Annotated in this window: 18 protein-coding genes; 4 read left to right on the plus strand and 14 right to left on the minus strand. The window is 68.8% G+C overall.

Going from position 1 to position 19,277, the window contains the following annotated elements; all coding sequences use genetic code 11:
* Window positions 1-126: 126 nt before the first annotated feature.
* Together ACWDEW_RS28785 and ACWDEW_RS28790 are read left to right on the plus strand one after the other, a co-directional pair.
* The gene (locus tag ACWDEW_RS28785) at window positions 127-582 is read left to right on the plus strand and encodes a GNAT family N-acetyltransferase (RefSeq protein WP_450516290.1); all 456 of its coding nucleotides are present in this window, start codon (window positions 127-129) and stop codon (window positions 580-582) included.
* A gap of 3 nt (window positions 583-585) precedes the next feature.
* The gene (locus ACWDEW_RS28790) at window positions 586-1,170 is read left to right on the plus strand and encodes a GNAT family N-acetyltransferase (protein ID WP_450516292.1); all 585 of its coding nucleotides are present in this window, start codon (window positions 586-588) and stop codon (window positions 1,168-1,170) included.
* A gap of 11 nt (window positions 1,171-1,181) precedes the next feature.
* Here the strand turns inward: ACWDEW_RS28790 and ACWDEW_RS28795 are convergent, their stop codons facing one another.
* The 6 genes from ACWDEW_RS28795 to galT all read right to left on the minus strand — a co-directional run bounded on the left by ACWDEW_RS28795 (window position 1,182) and on the right by galT (window position 7,789).
* A complete protein-coding gene (locus ACWDEW_RS28795; RefSeq protein ID WP_450516294.1) occupies window positions 1,182-2,336 on the minus strand; it encodes an aminoglycoside phosphotransferase family protein in 1,155 nt (384 codons plus the stop codon).
* A gap of 132 nt (window positions 2,337-2,468) precedes the next feature.
* Window positions 2,469-3,341, minus strand: coding sequence for a winged helix-turn-helix domain-containing protein (locus ACWDEW_RS28800; protein WP_450516296.1), 873 nt, complete (start codon window positions 3,339-3,341; stop codon window positions 2,469-2,471).
* 392 nt (window positions 3,342-3,733) lie between these two features.
* Window positions 3,734-4,465, minus strand: a complete 732-nt coding sequence (locus tag ACWDEW_RS28805) for an HAD family hydrolase (protein ID WP_450516298.1) — start codon at window positions 4,463-4,465, stop codon at window positions 3,734-3,736.
* Window positions 4,466-4,604: 139 nt separating this feature from the next.
* A complete protein-coding gene (galK, locus tag ACWDEW_RS28810) occupies window positions 4,605-5,747 on the minus strand; it encodes a galactokinase (RefSeq protein ID WP_450516300.1) in 1,143 nt (380 codons plus the stop codon).
* A 21-nt stretch (window positions 5,748-5,768) separates the two neighbouring features.
* Window positions 5,769-6,731, minus strand: coding sequence for a UDP-glucose 4-epimerase GalE (gene galE, locus ACWDEW_RS28815; protein ID WP_450516302.1), 963 nt, complete (start codon window positions 6,729-6,731; stop codon window positions 5,769-5,771).
* Window positions 6,731-7,789, minus strand: a complete 1,059-nt coding sequence (gene galT, locus ACWDEW_RS28820; protein ID WP_450516304.1) for a galactose-1-phosphate uridylyltransferase — start codon at window positions 7,787-7,789, stop codon at window positions 6,731-6,733. The genes galE and galT overlap by 1 nt, the downstream gene beginning before the upstream one ends.
* A 147-nt stretch (window positions 7,790-7,936) precedes the next feature.
* On the opposite strand from galT, the gene ACWDEW_RS28825 reads away from it, so the two are divergent.
* Together ACWDEW_RS28825 and ACWDEW_RS28830 are read left to right on the plus strand one after the other, a co-directional pair.
* Window positions 7,937-9,625 (plus strand): sodium:solute symporter family protein, encoded by a 1,689-nt coding sequence (locus tag ACWDEW_RS28825; protein WP_450516306.1) that lies wholly within the window; start codon window positions 7,937-7,939, stop codon window positions 9,623-9,625.
* A gap of 21 nt (window positions 9,626-9,646) precedes the next feature.
* Window positions 9,647-9,976, plus strand: a complete 330-nt coding sequence (locus ACWDEW_RS28830; protein ID WP_450516307.1) for a hypothetical protein — start codon at window positions 9,647-9,649, stop codon at window positions 9,974-9,976.
* Between the two features lie 84 nt (window positions 9,977-10,060).
* Here ACWDEW_RS28830 and ACWDEW_RS28835 read toward each other — a convergent pair whose 3' ends face one another.
* From ACWDEW_RS28835 to rsmA, 8 genes are all read right to left on the minus strand, one after another.
* Window positions 10,061-10,366, minus strand: coding sequence for a hypothetical protein (locus ACWDEW_RS28835; RefSeq protein ID WP_450516309.1), 306 nt, complete (start codon window positions 10,364-10,366; stop codon window positions 10,061-10,063).
* A 47-nt stretch (window positions 10,367-10,413) separates the two neighbouring features.
* Entirely contained in the window at window positions 10,414-11,106 is a 693-nt protein-coding gene (locus ACWDEW_RS28840; RefSeq protein WP_026178205.1) for a helix-turn-helix transcriptional regulator, read from the minus strand.
* A gap of 205 nt (window positions 11,107-11,311) precedes the next feature.
* The gene (locus ACWDEW_RS28845) at window positions 11,312-13,075 is read right to left on the minus strand and encodes an outer membrane protein assembly factor BamB family protein (protein WP_450516311.1); all 1,764 of its coding nucleotides are present in this window, start codon (window positions 13,073-13,075) and stop codon (window positions 11,312-11,314) included.
* Window positions 13,076-13,127: 52 nt separating this feature from the next.
* A complete protein-coding gene (locus tag ACWDEW_RS28850) occupies window positions 13,128-14,864 on the minus strand; it encodes an outer membrane protein assembly factor BamB family protein (protein ID WP_450516313.1) in 1,737 nt (578 codons plus the stop codon).
* 189 nt (window positions 14,865-15,053) lie between these two features.
* Window positions 15,054-16,856, minus strand: coding sequence for an ABC-F family ATP-binding cassette domain-containing protein (locus ACWDEW_RS28855; protein ID WP_359607259.1), 1,803 nt, complete (start codon window positions 16,854-16,856; stop codon window positions 15,054-15,056).
* A gap of 71 nt (window positions 16,857-16,927) precedes the next feature.
* Window positions 16,928-17,329, minus strand: coding sequence for a peptidoglycan recognition protein family protein (locus ACWDEW_RS28860; protein ID WP_450516315.1), 402 nt, complete (start codon window positions 17,327-17,329; stop codon window positions 16,928-16,930).
* A 22-nt stretch (window positions 17,330-17,351) separates the two neighbouring features.
* A complete protein-coding gene (locus tag ACWDEW_RS28865; RefSeq protein WP_450516317.1) occupies window positions 17,352-18,281 on the minus strand; it encodes a 4-(cytidine 5'-diphospho)-2-C-methyl-D-erythritol kinase in 930 nt (309 codons plus the stop codon).
* Window positions 18,282-19,157, minus strand: a complete 876-nt coding sequence (rsmA, locus tag ACWDEW_RS28870; protein ID WP_450516319.1) for a 16S rRNA (adenine(1518)-N(6)/adenine(1519)-N(6))-dimethyltransferase RsmA — start codon at window positions 19,155-19,157, stop codon at window positions 18,282-18,284. It abuts the gene before it with no gap.
* Window positions 19,158-19,277 lie beyond the last annotated feature (120 nt).

Consider the following 19,277-nt stretch of genomic DNA (forward strand, 5'->3'; position numbering starts at 1 on the left):
ATCGGGCGTCGTACCCGACTTGTCTCGCCCCCTGATCAGCACCGGCCCCCACCGGTGCTGTTCACAGGGTACGGCCGGGGCGCAGCAGCGGAAGCTAATTTGCAGAACTGACTGTCCGGCCCGTTTATGGTGAGCCGCATGTTTCGTATTGAGACGGAAGTCGACAGAGAGCGACGCGATCTGCTCCGCGCCCGGCTGCTCGAAACCAACACGGCCGCGTCCCCGGTCCTGCGCGCCCTGCGCGGAACCCCTCGCGAACGTGAAGTTCCGCTTCAGGTCTGGGCGTTGGACGACGCGGGCGACCTGGCGGGCGGAGCGGTCTGCCATACGTGGGCGGACTGGCTCCACGTGACGTATCTGTGGGTGGACGGCCGGCACCGGGGGTCAGGACTGGGCTCCCGGGTGCTCGCCGAGGCGGAGCGCATCGCCCGCGAGGAGCGCGCCTGTGTGGCGGCCCGCCTGGAGACGTGGGACTTCCAGGCACCGGACTTCTACAAGAAGCGGGGCTACGAGGTGGTGTGCGTGATCCCGGACTATCCGCCGGGGGTTACGGAGTACACGTTGACGAAGAGGTTGGGGTGAGTCGTGACCCGCGCTCTGTCGACACCACCCGTCGTCGCCTCCGGCTCGCTGGGAGACTCCCCCCAACCCGTACTTCCTGTCGCCGGGGGCCTTTTGCTGCGCCCTTGGGAGGAACGGGACGCACCGGCGTTCCTGTCCGCCTACCAGGACGATGAGATCCGCCGCTGGCACACGCGCCGGCCGTCATCGGAGACCCAGGTCCGGGAATGGTTCGACGTGTACCGCCAGGACTGGAAACGCGAGAAGGGCGGCCACTGGGCGATCACCCGCCGCGGGGACGAGGTGCTCGGCCGGATCGCACTGCGCGACCTGGACTTCGACGACGGCACAGCAGTCGTCGCCTACTGGGTCCTCCCGGCCGCCCGCGGTGCCGGTGTCGCCTCACTCGGCCTTACGACGCTCAGCACCTGGGCCTTCGACGAAATCGGCTTCCACCGGCTGGAGTTGGACCACTCCACCCGGAACCACGCCTCGTGCAGGGTCGCCACCAAATCCGGCTACCTGTTGGAAGGCACCAAGCGCAGCGCGGCCGTGCATGACGACGGCCGTCACGACATGCATCTGCACGCGCGCGTCCGAGGAGACTGAGCGGAGTGTCTTCAGCGAGCGAGGCCGACTTCGGCGGGATTGGTGTGGTCGCGGACATCGTCTCCTGGGCCGGCCGCGCCTTCCGAGCCTGATGCCTGCCATCGGTACAGGATGCCGCGCACCTTGGCCGCGCTGGGAAGATCTCGCAGGCCAAGAGGCTCCGCGGCGGCTTGGAGTGCGTGTCGCACGGCCGACTCCGCGTCATGCAGGAGTTCGTCCGGCGTGTGTTCCCGCTGCGGACCCTGCCGCAGCGACCGCGCGGCTCTTATGACATCAGGGAAGACCGACTGGGCCCGTTCGAAGGCGAGGTAGTGCGGCAGGTCTTTGTCCATGCCCTTGGTCGCGGCCGGCACGGTCGACTCCATGGCTTCGCCCCATGCTGCGATCACGCTTTCCCGCTGGCTCTCCGGGTAGCGCATACGGATCAGGTGGGTAGCGAGGTCGTGCAGAGGGTCGCCGTACGTTGCCAGCTCCCAGTCGACGGCGATCATGCGGGGATCGCCGTGGGCCGTGAGGACAACATTGTCGCGGTGGAGGTCTCCGTGGAGCAGGCCGTAGGGACGGGGGGCCATGACCGGCACGTTCGAGGCCGATTGGTCCAGCACGTCCTCCCCGACACCCAACCCGGTGAACAGGCCTCCGTACACCGACCAGTTGGGCTGGCGGATCTGCTTGTCGGCCGACCGCATCAGGGATCGCAGATAGCCCTGGCTGTCCTCGTCTTCACGAGGCAACCACCCGGGCAGTTCGGGCAGTGCTTCCGAGCGCACTGTAGCTGTCTGAGCAAGGAGTTGGACCATGTCCGAAATATGCGACGGGTCCACGGACTTCTCGTCCGTGCACTCACGGGACAGCGGAACGCCCTCCGCGTAGCTGAGCACAGTCGCCGTCGCCGTGCTGGCCAGGCACTTTGGTACGTGGGGCAGCTTGCTGCCTTCGAGCGAGCGCAGCAGCTCCGCCTCGGGCCAGGTTCTGATGACCACCGGGACGGCATCCGGCCGCGGAACGCGGACCAGCACAAGCGTGCCAGGCTTCTTTCCGATGCGTCGGGCCATGGCTTCGGTAAGGGGCAGCACGTAGTTGTGATTATGGTGACCGCCGCTGCCCTCGCCGATCTTCTGGGCCAGCCCGACGAACTCATCGCCGACATCGACTGCGTTGGACACTTCACTCCTGGGAGACACCTAAAGAGCAGGGGGTGCTTCCGCAGGCCGCTCGACTCGGAGGCGACCTGGAGCCTAGTGCCGAAGCGAGCCTCGTGAGGGGATTTCAGCCACAGAGGCCACTGAAGTCATGCGTCACGTGGCGAGATGCTCCCAGAGCGAGTCGAACCAGTCCTGCTGGTCCTGCACCCAGGCAGCCTGTGCGTCATCCGCTCCGTCGCCCTTGTCGACGTAGGTGCCGGTAGCGCCGACACTGAGGATGTCGATCGCGTCCACCTCCTTCGTCCCACCCAACGGGATGCGCCGCTGGGCCAACTTGTACATGGTCTGGAAGGTCTCTCTCTCGTTGAGCAGGTACAACTTGAACATCGGCGCCACCGGCACTCGCCTGACCTCGAAGTCGACCTCCGGGACCGGGCCATTGGCTCGCAGATTCTGGAGTGTGTCCTCCAGGGACGACAGACAGCGGTCGGAGATCGCCAACAGGCGCTTCACCACGCTTTTGTCGTCCGGCGCATCGATGATGCGAGGGACAGGCAGAGCCATGTCCCTGGCCGGAAGCAGCATCCGCAGTCTGATCTTCTGCGGCACGGTGGCCGAACCGGTCAGAATGCGTTCCGCCTGGACGCGGAGATGGGCGTCGAGCGATTCGGACGTCAGACAGTAGACGTCGAGCCGCACCTCTTCCCTGGTGAAGGCCCGTTCGACGAACCAGCCCATGCCCGCCTTCCGTATCCGCGCGGCGTCGTCGGCTGCGGACGTGGCCTGGGGCGCCTTGAAGACGACACGCGAACCGCTGCCCTGGAGGGACTCGATCCAGCCTTCCGCGCTGAGTTCACGAAGAGCGAGCTGCACGGTGCCCCTGGAGACACCGAACGCGGTGGCGAGCGTTCGCTGCGGTGGCAGCCTGCTGCCCTCGGGGTACTCCTGGGCGACTATGCGGCGGCGCAGTTCTCCCAGGACACTTCCGACCACTCCGCCGACGTCGTTGTGTCCGTCGTCACTCACACAACGACCGTACCGCGCAAGGACGGTGGGGAAAACCAATTTCGGTCAGGTTGACAGATTGATTGTGCTGGTGGTTACGGGATCAAGCTGTCCGGGGATACCAACGGTGAGCCAGTTTGGTCCAATTGGCTCACTTCGCTGAATTGGACGGGGGTCCTGAATGATCGCCCGGAATTTTGTGTGGTTCATAGTCCGGCTCGTTGTCGAGCAACAGCTCCGAACACCGTACGGAGCCCTCGGTGCAGCGCTCCTTGGCCTGGTCTCCGTTCTCCTGATCGCCTCGCCCAAGGCGCCGAAGAAGGAGCCGCCTCCCAAAGAGGCGGACGGTAAGGGGGTCCCCAGGGGATGGGTGGTACTTCTGCTGCTCTGCCTGCTGCTGGCTCATGCTCAGCTCACTTGAGCACGTCCCAGACCTCCTCCAGGGAACGCACGATCCGCGACGGTTCCACCCCCGCCTCCAGGAATGCCCGGACCTTGGGGAGGTCGTGCGCGTATCCCAGAAAAGGGACATCGGCGGCCTGTGCCGCGCCGTAGTCCGTTGTCGCGTCACCGAGCATCAACGCCTCCGACGGGTCGGCACTCATCGCCCGGAGTGCCAGCGTCAGGGAGTGGGGGTGCGGCTTCATCAGGTGAAGGTCGCGCGTACGCCCGTACACGTGCGAGAAGAAGCCGTCGAGTCCCTTGGCGGCAAGGTAAGCGGTGGCCGCCCGGGCCGAGTTGTTGGTGCTGACGGCCAACCGGACGCCCTGACCCGCCCACGCCTGGATGACACCCTCGGCGTGGGGGGTCTCAACGGCGGAGCCGACGGCTTTCAGTTCCTGCCGGGTCAGCCACTCCTCCAGTTTCACTATCCGGTCGGAGTCCGGATGCCGTCGGCTGATGGAGACCAGCATGCCGTGCGGGTCCTTGGTTAAACGTTCCTCCATGGGCAGCAGCTTTAACTGCTCGTCCTGCCCGAGCGAGCCGACCAATTGCCTGGCTATTTCGGCCGCGGAATGCCCCGCGAACAGCTCGCAGATCGGACCGTCGAGGTCCCACAAGGCGTATCGAACCGAGGAGATCAGTTTCCGGAGATCGTCGGCCGAAGCTGTCTCCGGCTCAGCCGCAGGCGTATCAGGGGTCATCAGGAGAGTGTCGGGTTCGCCGCCCAGCTTTCCCAGAGGGCAGGGCCCAGGGCCGGCCCGAGCCCGCCCCGCATGCCCCGCGAACGTCCCCATCGTCGTCCCCCGCCCTCCGACGAACGGGGAGACGACGCCCCAGGGATCAACTCACCCGCCGAGCCCCCGCCGAAGGCACCGCCAAAAACACCCGAGGTGCCGTATAACCGGCCCCCGCGAAGGCCTCCTCCACCGCCTTCGTGACCGTGTCCGCGTCCGACGCCTCGACCAGGACGATCGCCGAGCCGCCGAAGCCGCCGCCCGTCATGCGGGCGCCGAGGGCGCCGGCGCCGACCGCCGTGTCGACCACGAGGTCCAACTCCGGGCAGGAGATGCGGAGATCGTCGCGGAGTGAGGCGTGGCCCTCGGTCAGGACCGGGCCGATCGCTCGGACCTCGCCGGCGTCCAGGAGGGAGATGACCTGGTCGACCCGGTGGTCGTCGGAGACGACATGGCGGACGTAGCGCTGGATCCGTTCGTCGCTCAACCGTGCCAGTGACGACTCCAGGTCCTCGTACGCCACGTCCCGCAGGAAGGGGACGCCCAACTGCCGTGCGCCCTCCTCGCAGCCCTCGCGGCGTTCCGCGTACTCGCCGTCGCCCAGGGCGTGCTTCACACGGCTGTCGACGACCAGGAGGGACAGGCCCTCGGCCGCCAGGTCGAACGGGATCTGACGGATCGACAGGTCGCGGCAGTCGAGGTGGAGCGCGTGGCCCTCCTCGGCGCAGGCCGAGGCCGTCTGGTCCATGATGCCGCAGGGGACGCCGACGAAGTCGTTCTCCGCGCGCTGCGAGAAGCGGGCCAACTCCGGGCCGGAGAGGCCGAGTTCGAAGAGGTCGTTGAGGGCCAGGGCCGTGACGACCTCCAGGGCCGCCGAGGACGACAGGCCCGCGCCCGTCGGGACCGTGGACGACAAGTGGATGTCCGCGCCGGTGACTTGGTGGCCCGCCTCGCGCAACACCCAGACCACGCCCGCCGGGTACGCGGCCCAGCTCGTGTTCGTGCGCGGGGCCAGGTCCTCGACATGCAGTTCCACGACCGGGCCCTCGATGTCCGCCGAGTGGAGGCGGAGGACTCCGTCACTGCGGCGCGACACCGCCGCCACCGCCGTGTGCGGCAGGGCGAGCGGCATCACGAAGCCCTCGTTGAAGTCGGTGTACTCGCCGATCAGGTTGACCCGGCCCGGCGCGGCCCAGACGCCCTCGGGAGCGGTGCCGTACAGCTCCTCGAAGCCCTCAAGTACACCCACGTGTGATCCCCAGCCCTTCGATCAGTTCGATACGTTCTGCGCGAACGCCCACGCGTCCGCGACGATGCCCGCAAGGTCCGCGCGGGTCGGGTTCCATCCGAGGCGCTCCTTGGCGCGGGTCGCCGAGGCGACCAGGGTCGCCGGGTCGCCTCCGCGGCGCGGGGCGACGACCTCGGGGATCGGATGCCCGGTGACCTGGCGGACCGTCTCGATGACCTGGCGGACGGAGAAGCCCTCGCCGTTGCCCAGGTTGCAGATCAGGTGCTCGCCCGGGGTGGCCGCCTTCAGCGCCAGCAGGTGGGCGTCGGCCAGGTCCGCCACGTGGATGTAGTCGCGGACGCAGGTGCCGTCCGGCGTCGGGTAGTCGTCGCCGTAGACGGAGATCGCGTCCCGCCTGCCCTGCGCGACCTGCAACACCAACGGAATCAGGTGCGACTCCGGATCGTGCCGCTCGCCGCAACTGCCGTACGCGCCCGCCACGTTGAAGTAGCGGAGGGAGACCGCGCCCAGTCCGTGCGCCGCCGCCTCGCTCGTGATCATGAAGTCGACCGACAGCTTGGAGGCGCCGTAGGGGTTGGTCGGGGAGGTGCGGGCCGTCTCGACGATCGGGACCTCCTCCGGCTCGCCGTACGTGGCCGCCGTGGAGGAGAAGACGAGCTTGCGGACTCCCGCCTCGCGCATCGCGGCGAGGAGGGCCATGGAGCCGCCTACGTTGTTCTCCCAGTACTTCTCCGGCTTGACGACGGACTCGCCGACCTGGGAGGACGCGGCGAAGTGGAGCACGGCGTCGTAGGACGAGTCCAGCCACTTGGCGGCGTCGCGGATGTCGCCCTCGATGAACGTGGCGCCCGCCGGCACTCCCTCGCGGAAACCCGTCGACAGGTTGTCCAGGACGGTGACCTCGTGGCCCGCCTCCAGCAGGTGCTGGGCGACCACGCTGCCGACGTAACCCGCCCCGCCCGTGACCAGGTACTTACCGCTCATCAACTCGCTACCTCTCGCAGTCGCTCGGCCGCGCGCTCCGGCGGCACGTCGTTGATGAACACGCTCATGCCGGACTCGGAACCCGCGAGAAACTTCAGCTTGCCGGAAGTGCGGCGAATGGTGAAAAGCTCAAGGTGGAGCGCGAAGTCGTCCCTGCTCACACCCTCGAACTCCTCCAGTGTGCCGAACGGCGCCTGGTGCCAGGCGGCGATGTACGGCGTCGGAGGCTCGCCCTCACCGAAGATCCGGTCGAAGCGCCTCAAGAGTTCCAGATAGACCTTGGGGAACTCTGTGCGGGCCGCCTCGTCCAGACCGAGCAGATCGGGCACGCGGCGCTTGGGATACAGGTGGACCTCGTAGGGCCAGTGCGCGGAGTACGGCACGAAGGCAGCCCAGTGTTCACCCTCAAGGACGACCCGCTCACCGGCGAGTTCACGCTCCAGGACGGCGTCGAAGAGGTTCTCCCCGCCGGTCGCCTCCTTGTGGGCCGCGAGTGAACGCAGCATCAGGGCGGTGCGCGGGGTGGTGAACGGATAGGCGTAGATCTGGCCGTGGGGATGGCCGAGCGTGACGCCGATCTCCTCGCCGCGGTTCTCGAAGCAGAAGACCTGTTCGACCGAGGGCAGGTGCGACAGCTCCGACGTCCGGTCCGTCCACGCCTCCAGGACGAGGGCGGCCTGCTCCTCGCTCAGCGAGGCGAAGGACGCGTCGTGGTCGGAGGTGAAGCAGACCACCTCGCAGCGGCCGGAGTCCCCGGCGAGCGAGGGGAAGCGGTTCTCGAACACGACGACGTCGTACGAGGAGTCCGGGATCTCGCTGAGCCGGTCGCCCTTCGTCGGGCAGAGCGGGCACTGGTCGACCGGCGGGTGATAGATGCGGCCCTGGCGGTGCGAGGCGATCGCCACCGAATCGCCGAGCAGCACGTCCCGCCGTACCTCCGAAGTGGTGACCGTGCGCTCCAGCGGGCGGCGGTCCACCGCGTCGCGCACGGTGTCGTCCCGCAGGTCGTAGTAGATGAGCTCACGACCGTCGGCCAACCGGGTCGAGGTCTTCTTCACGCCGGGCTCTCCATCCGTACGTACATCCACGCCACATCCGGGCTTCACACAGAACTAAACACATCAAACCACCGATCCCCCCAGCCGTCACCATCAAAATCAAACAAAGAACACCAACCGAGGAACATCAAACAAGGTGAGCGCTTGATGCAGACCCTGCAGCCCCCCACCTCACTCGCCGCCGAGCTCCGGCTCCCCACCAACGGGCTCGACTACACGATCCTGGCGATCTACTTCGTCGTCGTCCTCGGCATCGGTCTCGCCGCCCGGAGATCGGTGAGGACGAGCCTCGACTTCTTCCTCTCCGGGCGTTCCCTGCCCGCGTGGATCACCGGTCTCGCCTTCATCTCGGCCAACCTGGCCGCCACCGAGATCCTCGGCATGGCAGCCAACAGCGCGCAGTACGGCGCCTACACCGTGCACTGGTACTGGATCGGCGCCATCCCCGCCATGGTCTTCCTCGGCCTGGTGATGATGCCCTTCTACTACGGCTCGAAGGTGCGCTCGGTCCCGGAGTTCCTCCTCCTCCGCTTCGACAAGTGGGCACACCTGCTGAGTTCGTTCCTGTTCGCCTTCGCCGCGATCCTGATCGCCGGTGTGAACCTGTACGCCCTCGCGATCGTCGTCGAGGCGCTGCTGGGCTGGCCGCAGTGGGTGGCGATCGTCGTCGCCGGTGCCTTCGTGCTCGCGTACATCACCCTCGGCGGGCTGTCGTCCGCGATCTACAACGAGGTGCTCCAGTTCTTCGTGATCCTCGCGGCCCTCATCCCCATCTCCTACCTCGGCCTGAAGAAGGTCGGCGGCTGGGACGGGCTGACCCACAAGCTGGACGCGACCCACGGCCACAACTTCACCACCGCGTGGGGCGGCACCGGCATCGGCAGCGCCAACCCGCTCGGCGCGAACTGGCTGACCATCGTGCTGGGGCTGGGCTTCGTCCTCTCCTTCGGCTACTGGACGACCAACTTCGCCGAGGTCCAGCGCGCCCTGTCCGCGAAGAACCTCTCCGCCGCCCAGCGCACCCCGCTGATCGCCGCGTACCCCAAGGTCTTCATCGTCTTCCTGGTGATGATCCCGGGCCTGGTCGCCGAGGCCCTGGTCCCGAAGATCGGCACACCCGGCTACTACCTGCAGTACAACCACGCGATCCCCTACCTGATGAGGACGCTGCTGCCCAACGGCGTCCTCGGCATCGCGGTGACCGGTCTGCTGGCCGCCTTCATGGCCGGTATGGCGGCCAACGTGTCGTCCTTCAACACCGTGTTCACGAACGACATCTGGGCCAGGTACGTCGTCCGGGACCGCGAGGACGGGTACTACGTCCGCTTCGGCCGCCTGATCACGGTGCTCGGTGTGGCGGCGTCGGTGGGCACGGCGTTCCTGGCGTCGTCCTTCTCGAACATCATGAGCTACCTCCAGACGCTGTTCTCCTTCTTCAACGTGCCGATGTTCGTCGTCTTCATCGTCGGCATGTTCTGGAAGAAGGCCACCCCGAAGTCCGGCTTCTGGGGGCTGCTCGCGGGCACGGTCACCGCGATGCTGAACTACTTCTGGATCTACAAGCAGGGGATCATCTCCATCCCCTCCGACCAGGGCGCCAACTTCGTCTCCGCGATCGCCGGGTTCGTCGCCGGCGCGGTGGTCATGGTCGCGGTGTCCCTGTTCACCCGGCCGAAGCCCGCCGAAGAGCTCCAGGGCCTGGTCTACGGCACGACGTCCCCCGGCATGACCGAGGCGCCCGCCGCGGGCGACGACGCGTGGTACCGCCGGCCGGCCCTGCTCGGCTGGGGCGCGGTGGTCCTGGCCGCCGTCTGCTACATCCCGTTCTCGTTCTAGCCGCGGGAGGATTGAGAGACCATGTCTGAACACTCCGGACACTCCGGATACTCCGAGAAGGACGTCCAGCGCGAGGTCAGCGAGCTGGAGGGCAGGTCGACGACCGCGTCCCGGCTGTTCGACCTGCGGCTGATCATCGGCGGTCTGTTCGTCGTCTACGGCGTGATCGTCACGATCGCCGGGATCAACCCGTCGGACGCGTCGCTGAACAAGTCCGAGGGCGTCAACATCAACCTGTGGACCGGGATCGCGATGCTGCTGCTCGGGATCTTCTTCCTGGGGTGGCTGAAGCTGCGGCCGACACCTCCGGTGGAACTGGCGGAGGTCGCGGAGGAGGACGAAGGGGCTTAGTTCGTCTGCCGGGTGCGGGTGGGCTGTGGCTGGTCGCGCCCACGCGGCGGAGCCGCACATGTCACAGCCCCGCGCCCCTGGGGGTCACCTTTGGCCCGTTTCCACGCCCAGCGACTCCAGGAACGGTGGATACGCCGCCTCGACCCTCCGGGCATCGCGGCGGACATACGTGCGGACGTCGTTGCGCGGGGTGCCGTCGTAGATGTCGGTGAGGAAAGCAGTGGGCCTGACATCCAGGAAGGCGCCTCCCCAGGGGTAGCGTCTGCGTGCTCCGGGCGGGCCGATGACGGCCCAGGCCCAGTGCAGCGCCACCAGCGCGGTGGCAGGGTCCTCTGTCGCCTCGCCCTTGCGGACCGCCCGCACGACAACCGCGTGTTCGTGCCTGCTCATGGCCTCCCACGCGACGCGGGACTCCTCCCGCACCCACCGCTGATCCATTACGCGTCCGGGCCCGCCGAATTGTTCAGTGGGCCCGCCCTGTCCAGCAGGCCCGTCCGCGCTGCCAGCGCCGCCGCCTCAAGCCGGGAACCCACCCCCAGTTTCATCAGCACCCGCTGCACATGGGTGCGGGCCGTCGACGGTGCTATGCCCATACCGGCCGCGATCAGCCGGGTGTCCTCGCCGTCGGCCACCCTGACCAGGACCTCGACCTCCCTCGGCGTGAGCATCTGGAGCAGGCGTTGGCCCTCGTCGTCGGGTTGGGCCGCCGGGTTGAGGAGCTCGCTGAAGGCTCCCTGCAGCAACTGCGGTGCTACGGCCGCCTCGCCCGCCCTTGCCTTCATGATGGCGCGCTCCACGCCCTCTATGCGCTCGTCGTGACGGACGTAGCCCGAGGCGCCGGCCGCGAAGGCCGCGGCGATGCCGCGGGGGCTCGGGACCGGGCCGAGGACCAGGACCGCCACCTGCGGGCGTTCCCGCTTGATCTTCACCACCGGATCGAAGATGCCCGGTTCGGCCGGTGTCGCCGTGCCCAGCAGGCACACCTCGGGTGCACGGGTGATCACCAGTTCCGCCGCGCCCGCCGCGGGCGCGGCGGCAGCCAGCACCCGGTGTCCCCGCAGCTTCAGCGCCGAGGCCAGTGCCTCGGCGAGCAATCGGTGGTCGTCGACCACCATCAGCCGCACTCCCATCGAGCAACCCCCCAGTCCCCCCAATGGATGCCCACTATGGATGCCCACTGGTCCCCAAGAACAGAGGGCCCCCAGCACCCCCGTCCTTCATGCCCCCGGAAGCTACACGCTTGTTCGACGTTGCGCTGCCCCTACTGGAGAGAAGTGCCCCGGATCGACGGACTTTTTCGCATTCCGGGGCATTCACACATGATGGTCGGCGGAGTCAGCCGGCCGTACCGAAGGCGATCGCCAGGTCCTTGTCGTCCGTGGAGGACGACGAGGGCTTGTCCGCGTAGACGCCCGACATGTACAGGTGGCCCTGCGAGTAGAGGATCTCCGCGTAGTCCGGCAGGAAGCTGGTCTCCGCGTCCCGTACCGTCTCGGTGCTCGGGTTCTCCAGGAGCGTCGTCTCCTTGAAGGAGTTGCCGTCGATGCTGACGATCTGGCCGCCCTTGTCGTAGGGCGGGGACTTGTAGGCGAGCAGGTTGCTGCCGTCCATGCGCAGCGGGGTGATGGTGTAGCCGTCGCCCGCGTCGGCGCGCTGGCCGGTCTGCTTGCCGGAGGCGAGGTCGAAGGCGACGATCTCGTTGGTGCGGCTGTAGGAGTCGCCGGAGCCGTCGTGTTCCTCGGTGGGGACGTACAACCGGCCGTTTCCTACGGCGAGTTCGGTGCAGTACTCGACGCGGGTGATGCCGTCGCAGCGGCCGGCGTACTGCTTGCCCGGCGCCGAGATGTGCGAGCGGAGCGCGCCGGTCTTGTTGTCGATGGAGAAGAAGTCGGAGATGCCGCTGCCGTCGCCCGCGCTGTCGCCGACGTCGGCGGCGACGACCAGCGGGTCGGTCGACACGATGCTGGCGTACTCGATGCCCTGGGCCATCTTGTAGTCCGAGAGCACCTTCCCGGAGACCGGGTCGATGGTCTGGATGTGGAGCGTGGGCGAGTCGTACGTGCCGCACCTGCGCACCGCGACCAGTTTGGCGCCGCCGCCGTAGCCGGCGTCGTAGCAGTCGGCGACCTTCGGGCTCCACAGGACCTTGCCGGTGGCGATGTCGAAGGCGGCGCCGCCGTCCGTGCTGCCGACGGCGACCGTGTTGGCGCTGACGGTGACGTTCTCGAAACTGATCGGCTGGTCACCGGAGTCGGCGGTCTTCGTCCACAGCTTGGTGCCCGCGTTGAGGTCGATCGCGGCGATCTGGCTGCAGCCGTTGGAGGGCTTGGCCTTGGTCGGCATGGCGGGCTCGTAGATGATCGCCGTCTTGCCGTCGGTGGTGGTGTTCTTCGTGGCCTGGCAGACCGGGCCGGGGAGTTTGATCGTCCACAGCTTGGCGCCGGAGTCGCGGTCGTAGCCGTCGACCTCGGCGGCCCCGCTCTTGGCGTACACCTTGTCGGTGAGCCAGGAGCCGGAGGTCACCATGGTGTCGGCGACCTTGGGCATCGGGATCTGGAAGAGGACCTTGGAGGCGGTGTCGGCGGGCACCTTCTCCTTGCCGCCCGAGGTGGTACCGCCCTTGCTGTCGGAGGGAGTCGAGTCGGCGGTCGTCTTCTTGTCGTCGGCTTTGTTGTCCTTGTTGGACGAGGACGAGTACCAGATACCGCCGCCGACGATCAGCGCGATCGCCACGACCGCCGCGGTGATGATCACCGCCGACGCCCCGAACTTCCGTCCGCCGCCGCCCGGTTGGCCCGGCTGCGGGTGCAACGGCATGGTCGGCTGACCGGGCCCGCCCGGCCCCGGGTAGCCGTAACCGGGCTGCTGGCCATAGGGGTTGGGCTGCTGCCCGTACGGCTGCTGCGGGGGCTGGGCGTACGGGTTGGGCTGCTGGCCGGGGTAGCCGTAGCCCGGCTGCTGGGGCGGTGGCGGGGGCGGCGCCTGCGGGTAGCCGTAGCCCGGTGGGGGCGGGGGCTGCTGCGGGGGCTGGTCCTGGGGCGGGCCGAAGCCACCCGGCTGCGGGGGCTGGTTGGGCGGGGGCGGGGGCGGCTGGGTCATGACGGGTACCTCGGGGACGGGTCGACGGAGGCGAACAGGACGGCGGGAGGCGTCACTTGCCGTAGGCGAGCATCAACTTCTCCTTCGCGTCGTCATTGCCGTTCAGCCGGGTCGACGAGATGTAGAAGCGCCCGTCGACGTAGTCGATGTCCCGGGAGAAGAAGCTCGACTCGATCTTCGCGGTGCCCGCCGGCATCTGGAGCAGCTTCGTCGGGGTGTGCGAGGAGCCGGTCGTCGGGACGGACACGACCTGACCGCCCGCGTCGTAGGCCGCCTCGACATAGGCGACGAGCTTTCCGCCCTCGACCTTGACCGGCAGCATCGACTCGTCCGCGGGGGACTTGACGCGCCACTTCTCCTTGCCGGTGGAGAGGTCGATCGCGACGATCTGGTTGGGGCCGGTCGTCGCGTCGGTCGGGAGGTAGAGGGTGTTCGCGTCGGCCGCGACGCCCTGGCAGCCCTGGAGGTTCTGGTCGAGGATCGACAGACCGCAGGAGGGGGCGAAGGCGGCCTTGGAGTCGACCTGCGAGCGGACGGAACCGTCGCTCTTCAGCGTCGAGATGTTCCAGTGCTTGTTGTCCGAGTCGGTCATGTAGAGGACGACCGGGTCCACGGAGTAGACGTGGGACACCGTCCAGCCCTTGGGGATCGCCTTGGTCCACCTGGCCTTGCCGGTCGCCGGGTCGAGTTCCTGGACCTCGTCGTGCTCGGTGGTGGAGCCCGCCCCGCAGGACGACACCACGAGCAGCTTGCTGCCGCCCGCGAACGCGGACGGGAAGCAGGCCGCGCCGTACTTCTTCTTCTCGTACAGCTGCTTGCCGGTGGCGAGGTCGTAGGCCACACCCGACTGCGAGCGGCCCACCATCAGGGTCTTGCCGGTGATGGTCAGCCCGATGCTGAGCGCGCTGTCGAACAGGTCGCCGTCCGCGACGGTCGCGGCCCAGCCCTTCGCCCCGGTGTTCAGGTCGAGTTGCTGGAGGTGGTTGCACTTGGCGTTGTCGCTGACACCGCTCTCGTACGCCACCACGATCTTGTCGTCGGCCGACTTCTCCGGGGTGACCGCGCAGATCTTCTGCGGGAAGGTGATCGTGGCCCAGGTCGGGTTGCCGTTGCCCACGTTGTAGGCGACGAGTTCCTTGTACGCGGCCTTCACCGCCGTCCTGCCGGTGATCCACATGCCGGGGGCGTCGGCGCCGGAACCGGGCGCGTCCGGCGCCTCCTTGTACCAGAGCACCTTCGCCTCACCGGACTTGCGGCCCTCGTTGAGGTTCTCGGGGTCCTTGCCGCCGTCGCCACTGCCGTCACCGGGGTTGGCGGGGTTGTCGGCGCTGCTCGTGCCGGAGGCCGTGGGGCTGCCGCTCTTCTGCGCCACCGGCTTCTTGTCGTCACCGCCGCCGGTGACCGCCCACACCGTGCCGCCCACGACCAGCAGACCGGCGACCGCCGCCGCGATCAGCAGGGCGGGCCTGCCCTTGAAGGGGCCGCGGCCGGAGGGGGGTTGGGGCGGGGCGAACTGCGGGGGCGGGGGCGGGGGGTAGCCGTAGCCGCCGTAGGGGCCGGGCTGTTGGGGCTGCTGGGCGTAGGAGCCGGGCTGCTGCGGCGGGGCGTACGGACCGGGTTGCTGCGGATTGCCGTAGGGACCGGAGCCGTACGGGCCCTGCTGCTGCGGGTAGCCGTAGCCGGGCGTCGGCGGAACGGGAGCGCCGAAGCCGCCGGACGGTGGCTGTGGCGGTTGGTTCGGCGGCGCTCCGTAACCGCCGGACGGCGGCTGTTCGGGCGGCTGAGTCATCAGCGGCTCCCCCTCGTTCACTGATTTTTAGCCACGCCCCGAAGTTCGCGAGGACCCGGAGGCGCGTTCAAGCAGGTCTCAGACGGCCCTTTCTATCACCTGGCTGTCCATGAACAACGGGCCGGTTCGCCCCTGTACCCAAGGGAGAACCGGCCCGTGACAGCGCCGTTATGCGCCTTCACCCACCCTTCACGCGTCCTCGGCGAGTTCCAGCCACCGCAGCTCCAGCTCCTCGCGCTCGCCGCCCAAGTCCCGTAGCTGCGCGTCCAGTTCGGCCACCTTCGCGAAGTCCGTGGCGTTGTCGGCGATCTGGGCGTGCAGCTTGGCCTCCTTCTCGGAGACCTTGTCCAACTGCCGCTCGATCTTCTGGAGTTCCTTCTTCGCGGCGCGCTGGTCGGCGGCGCTCACGGCGGGCGCGGCCTTCTCCACCACGGGGACGGCAGCGGCGGCGACCTCCTCCATACGGTGGCGCCGCTCCAGGTACTCGTCGATGCCGCGCGGCAGCATCCGCAGGGTCGCGTCGCCGAGGAGGGCGTACACCTTGTCGGTGGTGCGCTCGACGAAGAACCGGTCGTGGGAGATCACGATCATCGAACCGGGCCAGCCGTCGAGGACGTCCTCCAGCTGGGTCAGGGTCTCGATGTCGAGGTCGTTGGTGGGCTCGTCGAGGAAGAGGACGTTCGGTTCGTCCATGAGGAGCCGGAGCAGTTGCAGCCTGCGCCGCTCACCGCCCGACAGGTCCCCGACCGGCGTCCACTGCTTCTCCTTGTTGAAGCCGAACGTCTCGCACAGCTGCCCGGCGGTCATCTCCCGCCCCTTGCCGAGGTCGACCCGCTCCCGCACCTGCTGCACGGCCTCCAACACCCGCAGCGTGGGCTTGAGTTCGGCGACCTCCTGGGAGAGGTAGGCCAGCTTGACCGTCTTCCCCACGACGACCTTGCCGGCCACGGGCTGGGTCTCGCCGTCGCTGCGGGCGGCGTCCGCGAGGGCCCGCAGCAGGGAGGTCTTCCCGGCGCCGTTGACGCCGACCAGGCCGACGCGGTCGCCGGGGCCGAGGTGCCAGGTGATGTGCTTCAGCAGCACCTTCGGACCGGCCTGGACGGTCACGTCCTCCAGGTCGAAGACGGTCCGGCCCAGGCGGGTGGAGGCGAACTTCATCAGCTCGCTGGTGTCGCGCGGCGGCGGCACGTCCGCGATCAGTTCGTTGGCGGCCTCGACGCGGAACCGCGGCTTGGACGTACGGGCCGGGGCGCCCCGGCGCAGCCACGCGAGCTCCTTGCGGACCAGGTTCTGCCGCTTGGTCTCCTCGGTGGCGGCGATGCGCTCGCGCTCGGCGCGGGCGAAGACGTAGTCGGTGTAGCCGCCCTCGTACTCGTAGACGTCGCCCTTCTGCACGTCCCACATCTGCGTGCAGACCTGGTCCAGGAACCAGCGGTCGTGGGTCACGCAGACGAGCGCGGAGCGGCGCTCGCGTAGGTGCTGGGCGAGCCAGGCGATGCCCTCGACGTCGAGGTGGTTCGTGGGCTCGTCGAGGACGACCAGGTCCTGGTCCTCGATGAGCAGTTTGGCGAGCGCGATACGGCGGCGCTCGCCGCCGGAGAGCGGGCCGATCACGGTGTCGAGTCCCTGCGGGAAGCCCGGCAGGTCCAGGCCGCCGAAGAGTCCGGTCAGTACGTCGCGGATCTTGGCGTTGCCCGCCCACTCGTGGTCGGCCATGTCCCGGATGACCTCGTGGCGGACGGTCGCCTCGGGGTCGAGGGAGTCGTGCTGGGTGAGGACGCCGAGGCGGAGTCCGCCGGAGTGGGTGACGCGGCCGGTGTCGGACTCCTCCAGCTTGGCGAGCATCCGGATCAGGGTGGTCTTGCCGTCTCCGTTGCGGCCCACGACCCCGATCCGGTCCCCTTCGGAGACACCGAGCGAGACACCGTCGAGCAGGGCACGGGTGCCGTACACCTTGCTGACGTTCTCGACATTGACCAGGTTGACGGCCATTTCTCTCCTGACAGGGGGGACGGTCAGCCTCCCAGAGTAATGCGCGGCGGGAGGCCGACGATCCGCCCAGGTCAGCGGGCCGCTGCCGCCCTGACCTCGGCCAGCAGGTCGTACATCGTCCGGCCCGGGCAGTCCGTCTGGAGCCAGTCCCGGTGGCCGCTGATCGTCTCGTTGTCCTTCTTCACGCCGTTCACCGGGTTGGTGTAGGTGATCTTCGCCTGGGGGTCGAGGCCCTTGAAGCGGGTGATGACCTTGATCAGGCGGATCAGGGAGGACTTCGCGGCGTCGGTCGGGGGCTGGGAGACCAGGTCGCCGACGAGGGCGATGCCCAGGTTGCCGGAGTTGAAGCCCGCCGTGTGGAAGGCGGTGACCAGGTTGCCGTTCGAGTCGAAGGCGGGGACGAGGTCGTCGCCGGAGTGGCGGCCCTCGTAGACGACGCCCGCCTCGTCGATGAGGAAGTGGTGGCCGATCACCTCACATGCGCATTTTCGCAGTTCAGGCAAGGTTTCCGTGGACCCCGCGTGAAGGTCGGGCGATCGCGGTCGCACCGGCCGCCGGACCCTCCGCCGTACGTACCGTCCGGCATGTTCCGGAGGCCGTCAGCGCCTGCGCGACCTTCGCGGCCGACCCGGGGTCGCGGGTGAGGAACGCCGTCGTCGGACCCGAGCCGGAGACGAGAGTTGCGAGGGCGCCCGCGGCGCGGCCCGCGGCGAGGGTGTCCGCCAGTTCCGGGAAGAGCGAAAGGGCCGCCGGCTGAAGGTCGTTGGAGACCGCGGCGGCCAGCGCGTCCGGGTCGCCCTTCGCGAGCGCGTCGAGCAGCGGCTGCGAGGCGACGGGTTCGGGGATGTCGGCCCCTTCCGCCAGGCGGTCGAACTCCCGGAACACCGCCGGGGTCGACAGCCCGCGGTCGGCCATCGCGAACACCCAGTGGAAGGTGCCGCCGACCTCCAGTGGGGTGAGCTTCTCCCCGCGCCCGACGCCCAGCGCCGCCCCGCCCACCAGGCTGAACGGCACATCGCTGCCCAACTCGGCGCAGATGTCCAGCAGTTCGGCCCGCGAGGCGCCGGTGCCCCAGAGCGCGTCGCAGGCCATCAGCGCGCCCGCGCCGTCCGCGCTGCCCCCCGCCATGCCGCCGGCCACGGGGATGTCCTTGGCGATGTGGATGTGCACGGCCTCGCTGCGGCCGTACCGCCCGGCGAGTGCTACGGCCGCCCTCGCCGCCAAGTTCGTTCGGTCCAGGGGGACCTGGGCCGCGTCCGGGCCCGAGCAGGTGACCCGGAGTTCGTCGGCCGGGGTCACGGTGACCTCGTCGTACAGGCCGACCGCGAGGAAGACGTTGGCCAGGTCGTGGAAGCCGTCGGGGCGCGCGGCGCCGACCGCGAGTTGGACGTTGACCTTGGCGGGGACGCGGACCGTCACGCTCACTTACTCGGACTCCTTGGGTTCAGCCTTGTGTTCCGCGATGCGTGCGAACTCCTCGACCGTCAGCGACTCGCCGCGCGCCTGCGGGGACACCCCGGCCGCGACGAGCGCCGTCTCGGCCGCCGCCGCCGAGCCTGCCCAGCCGGCGAGCGCGGCCCGCAGCGTCTTGCGGCGCTGGGCGAAGGCCGCGTCGACCACGGCGAAGACCTCGCGGCGGTCGGCGGTGGTCTTCAGCGGCTCCGGTCGGCGGGTGAGGGACACGAGGCCGCTGTCCACGTTCGGTGCGGGCCAGAAGACGGTACGGCCGATGGAGCCGGCCCGCTTGACCTCGGCGTACCAGTTCGCCTTCACGGACGGGACGCCGTACACCTTCGAACCGGGCGGCGCGGCGAGGCGGTCGGCGACCTCCGCCTGGACCATCACCAGGGTGCGCTCGATGGTCGGGAAGTGCTCCAGCATGTGGAGGAGGACCGGTACGGCCACGTTGTACGGGAGGTTGGCGACCAGGGCGGTGGGGGGCGGGCCGGGGAGTTCGGTCACCTGCATCGCGTCGGAGTGGACCAGCGCAAAGCGGTCGGCCCGCTCGGGCATTCGGGCCGTTACGGTCGCCGGCAGTGCGCTCGCCAGGGTGTCGTCGATCTCCACCGCCGTGACGCGGTCGGCGACTTCCAGCAGCGCGAGGGTGAGCGAGCCGAGGCCCGGGCCTACCTCCACGACCACGTCGTCTGGGCGGACGTCCGCGGTGCGGACGATGCGGCGGACGGTGTTCGCGTCGATCACGAAGTTCTGGCCGCGTTGCTTGGTGGGGCGTACGCCCAAGGCTGCCGCCAGCTCGCGGATGTCGGCTGGGCCCAGGAGGGCGTCGGGGTTGCTGCTCACGTACCTAGGTTACGGGGCGGTTCTTCGTCTGCCGGTCCGCTGTGGCTGGTCGCGCCCACGCGGCAGGGCCGCAAATCGACACAGCCCCGAGCCCCTGGGGGATGGGGGCTGCGCCTCCCA

The organism is Streptomyces sp. NPDC001100 (assembly GCF_053598575.1).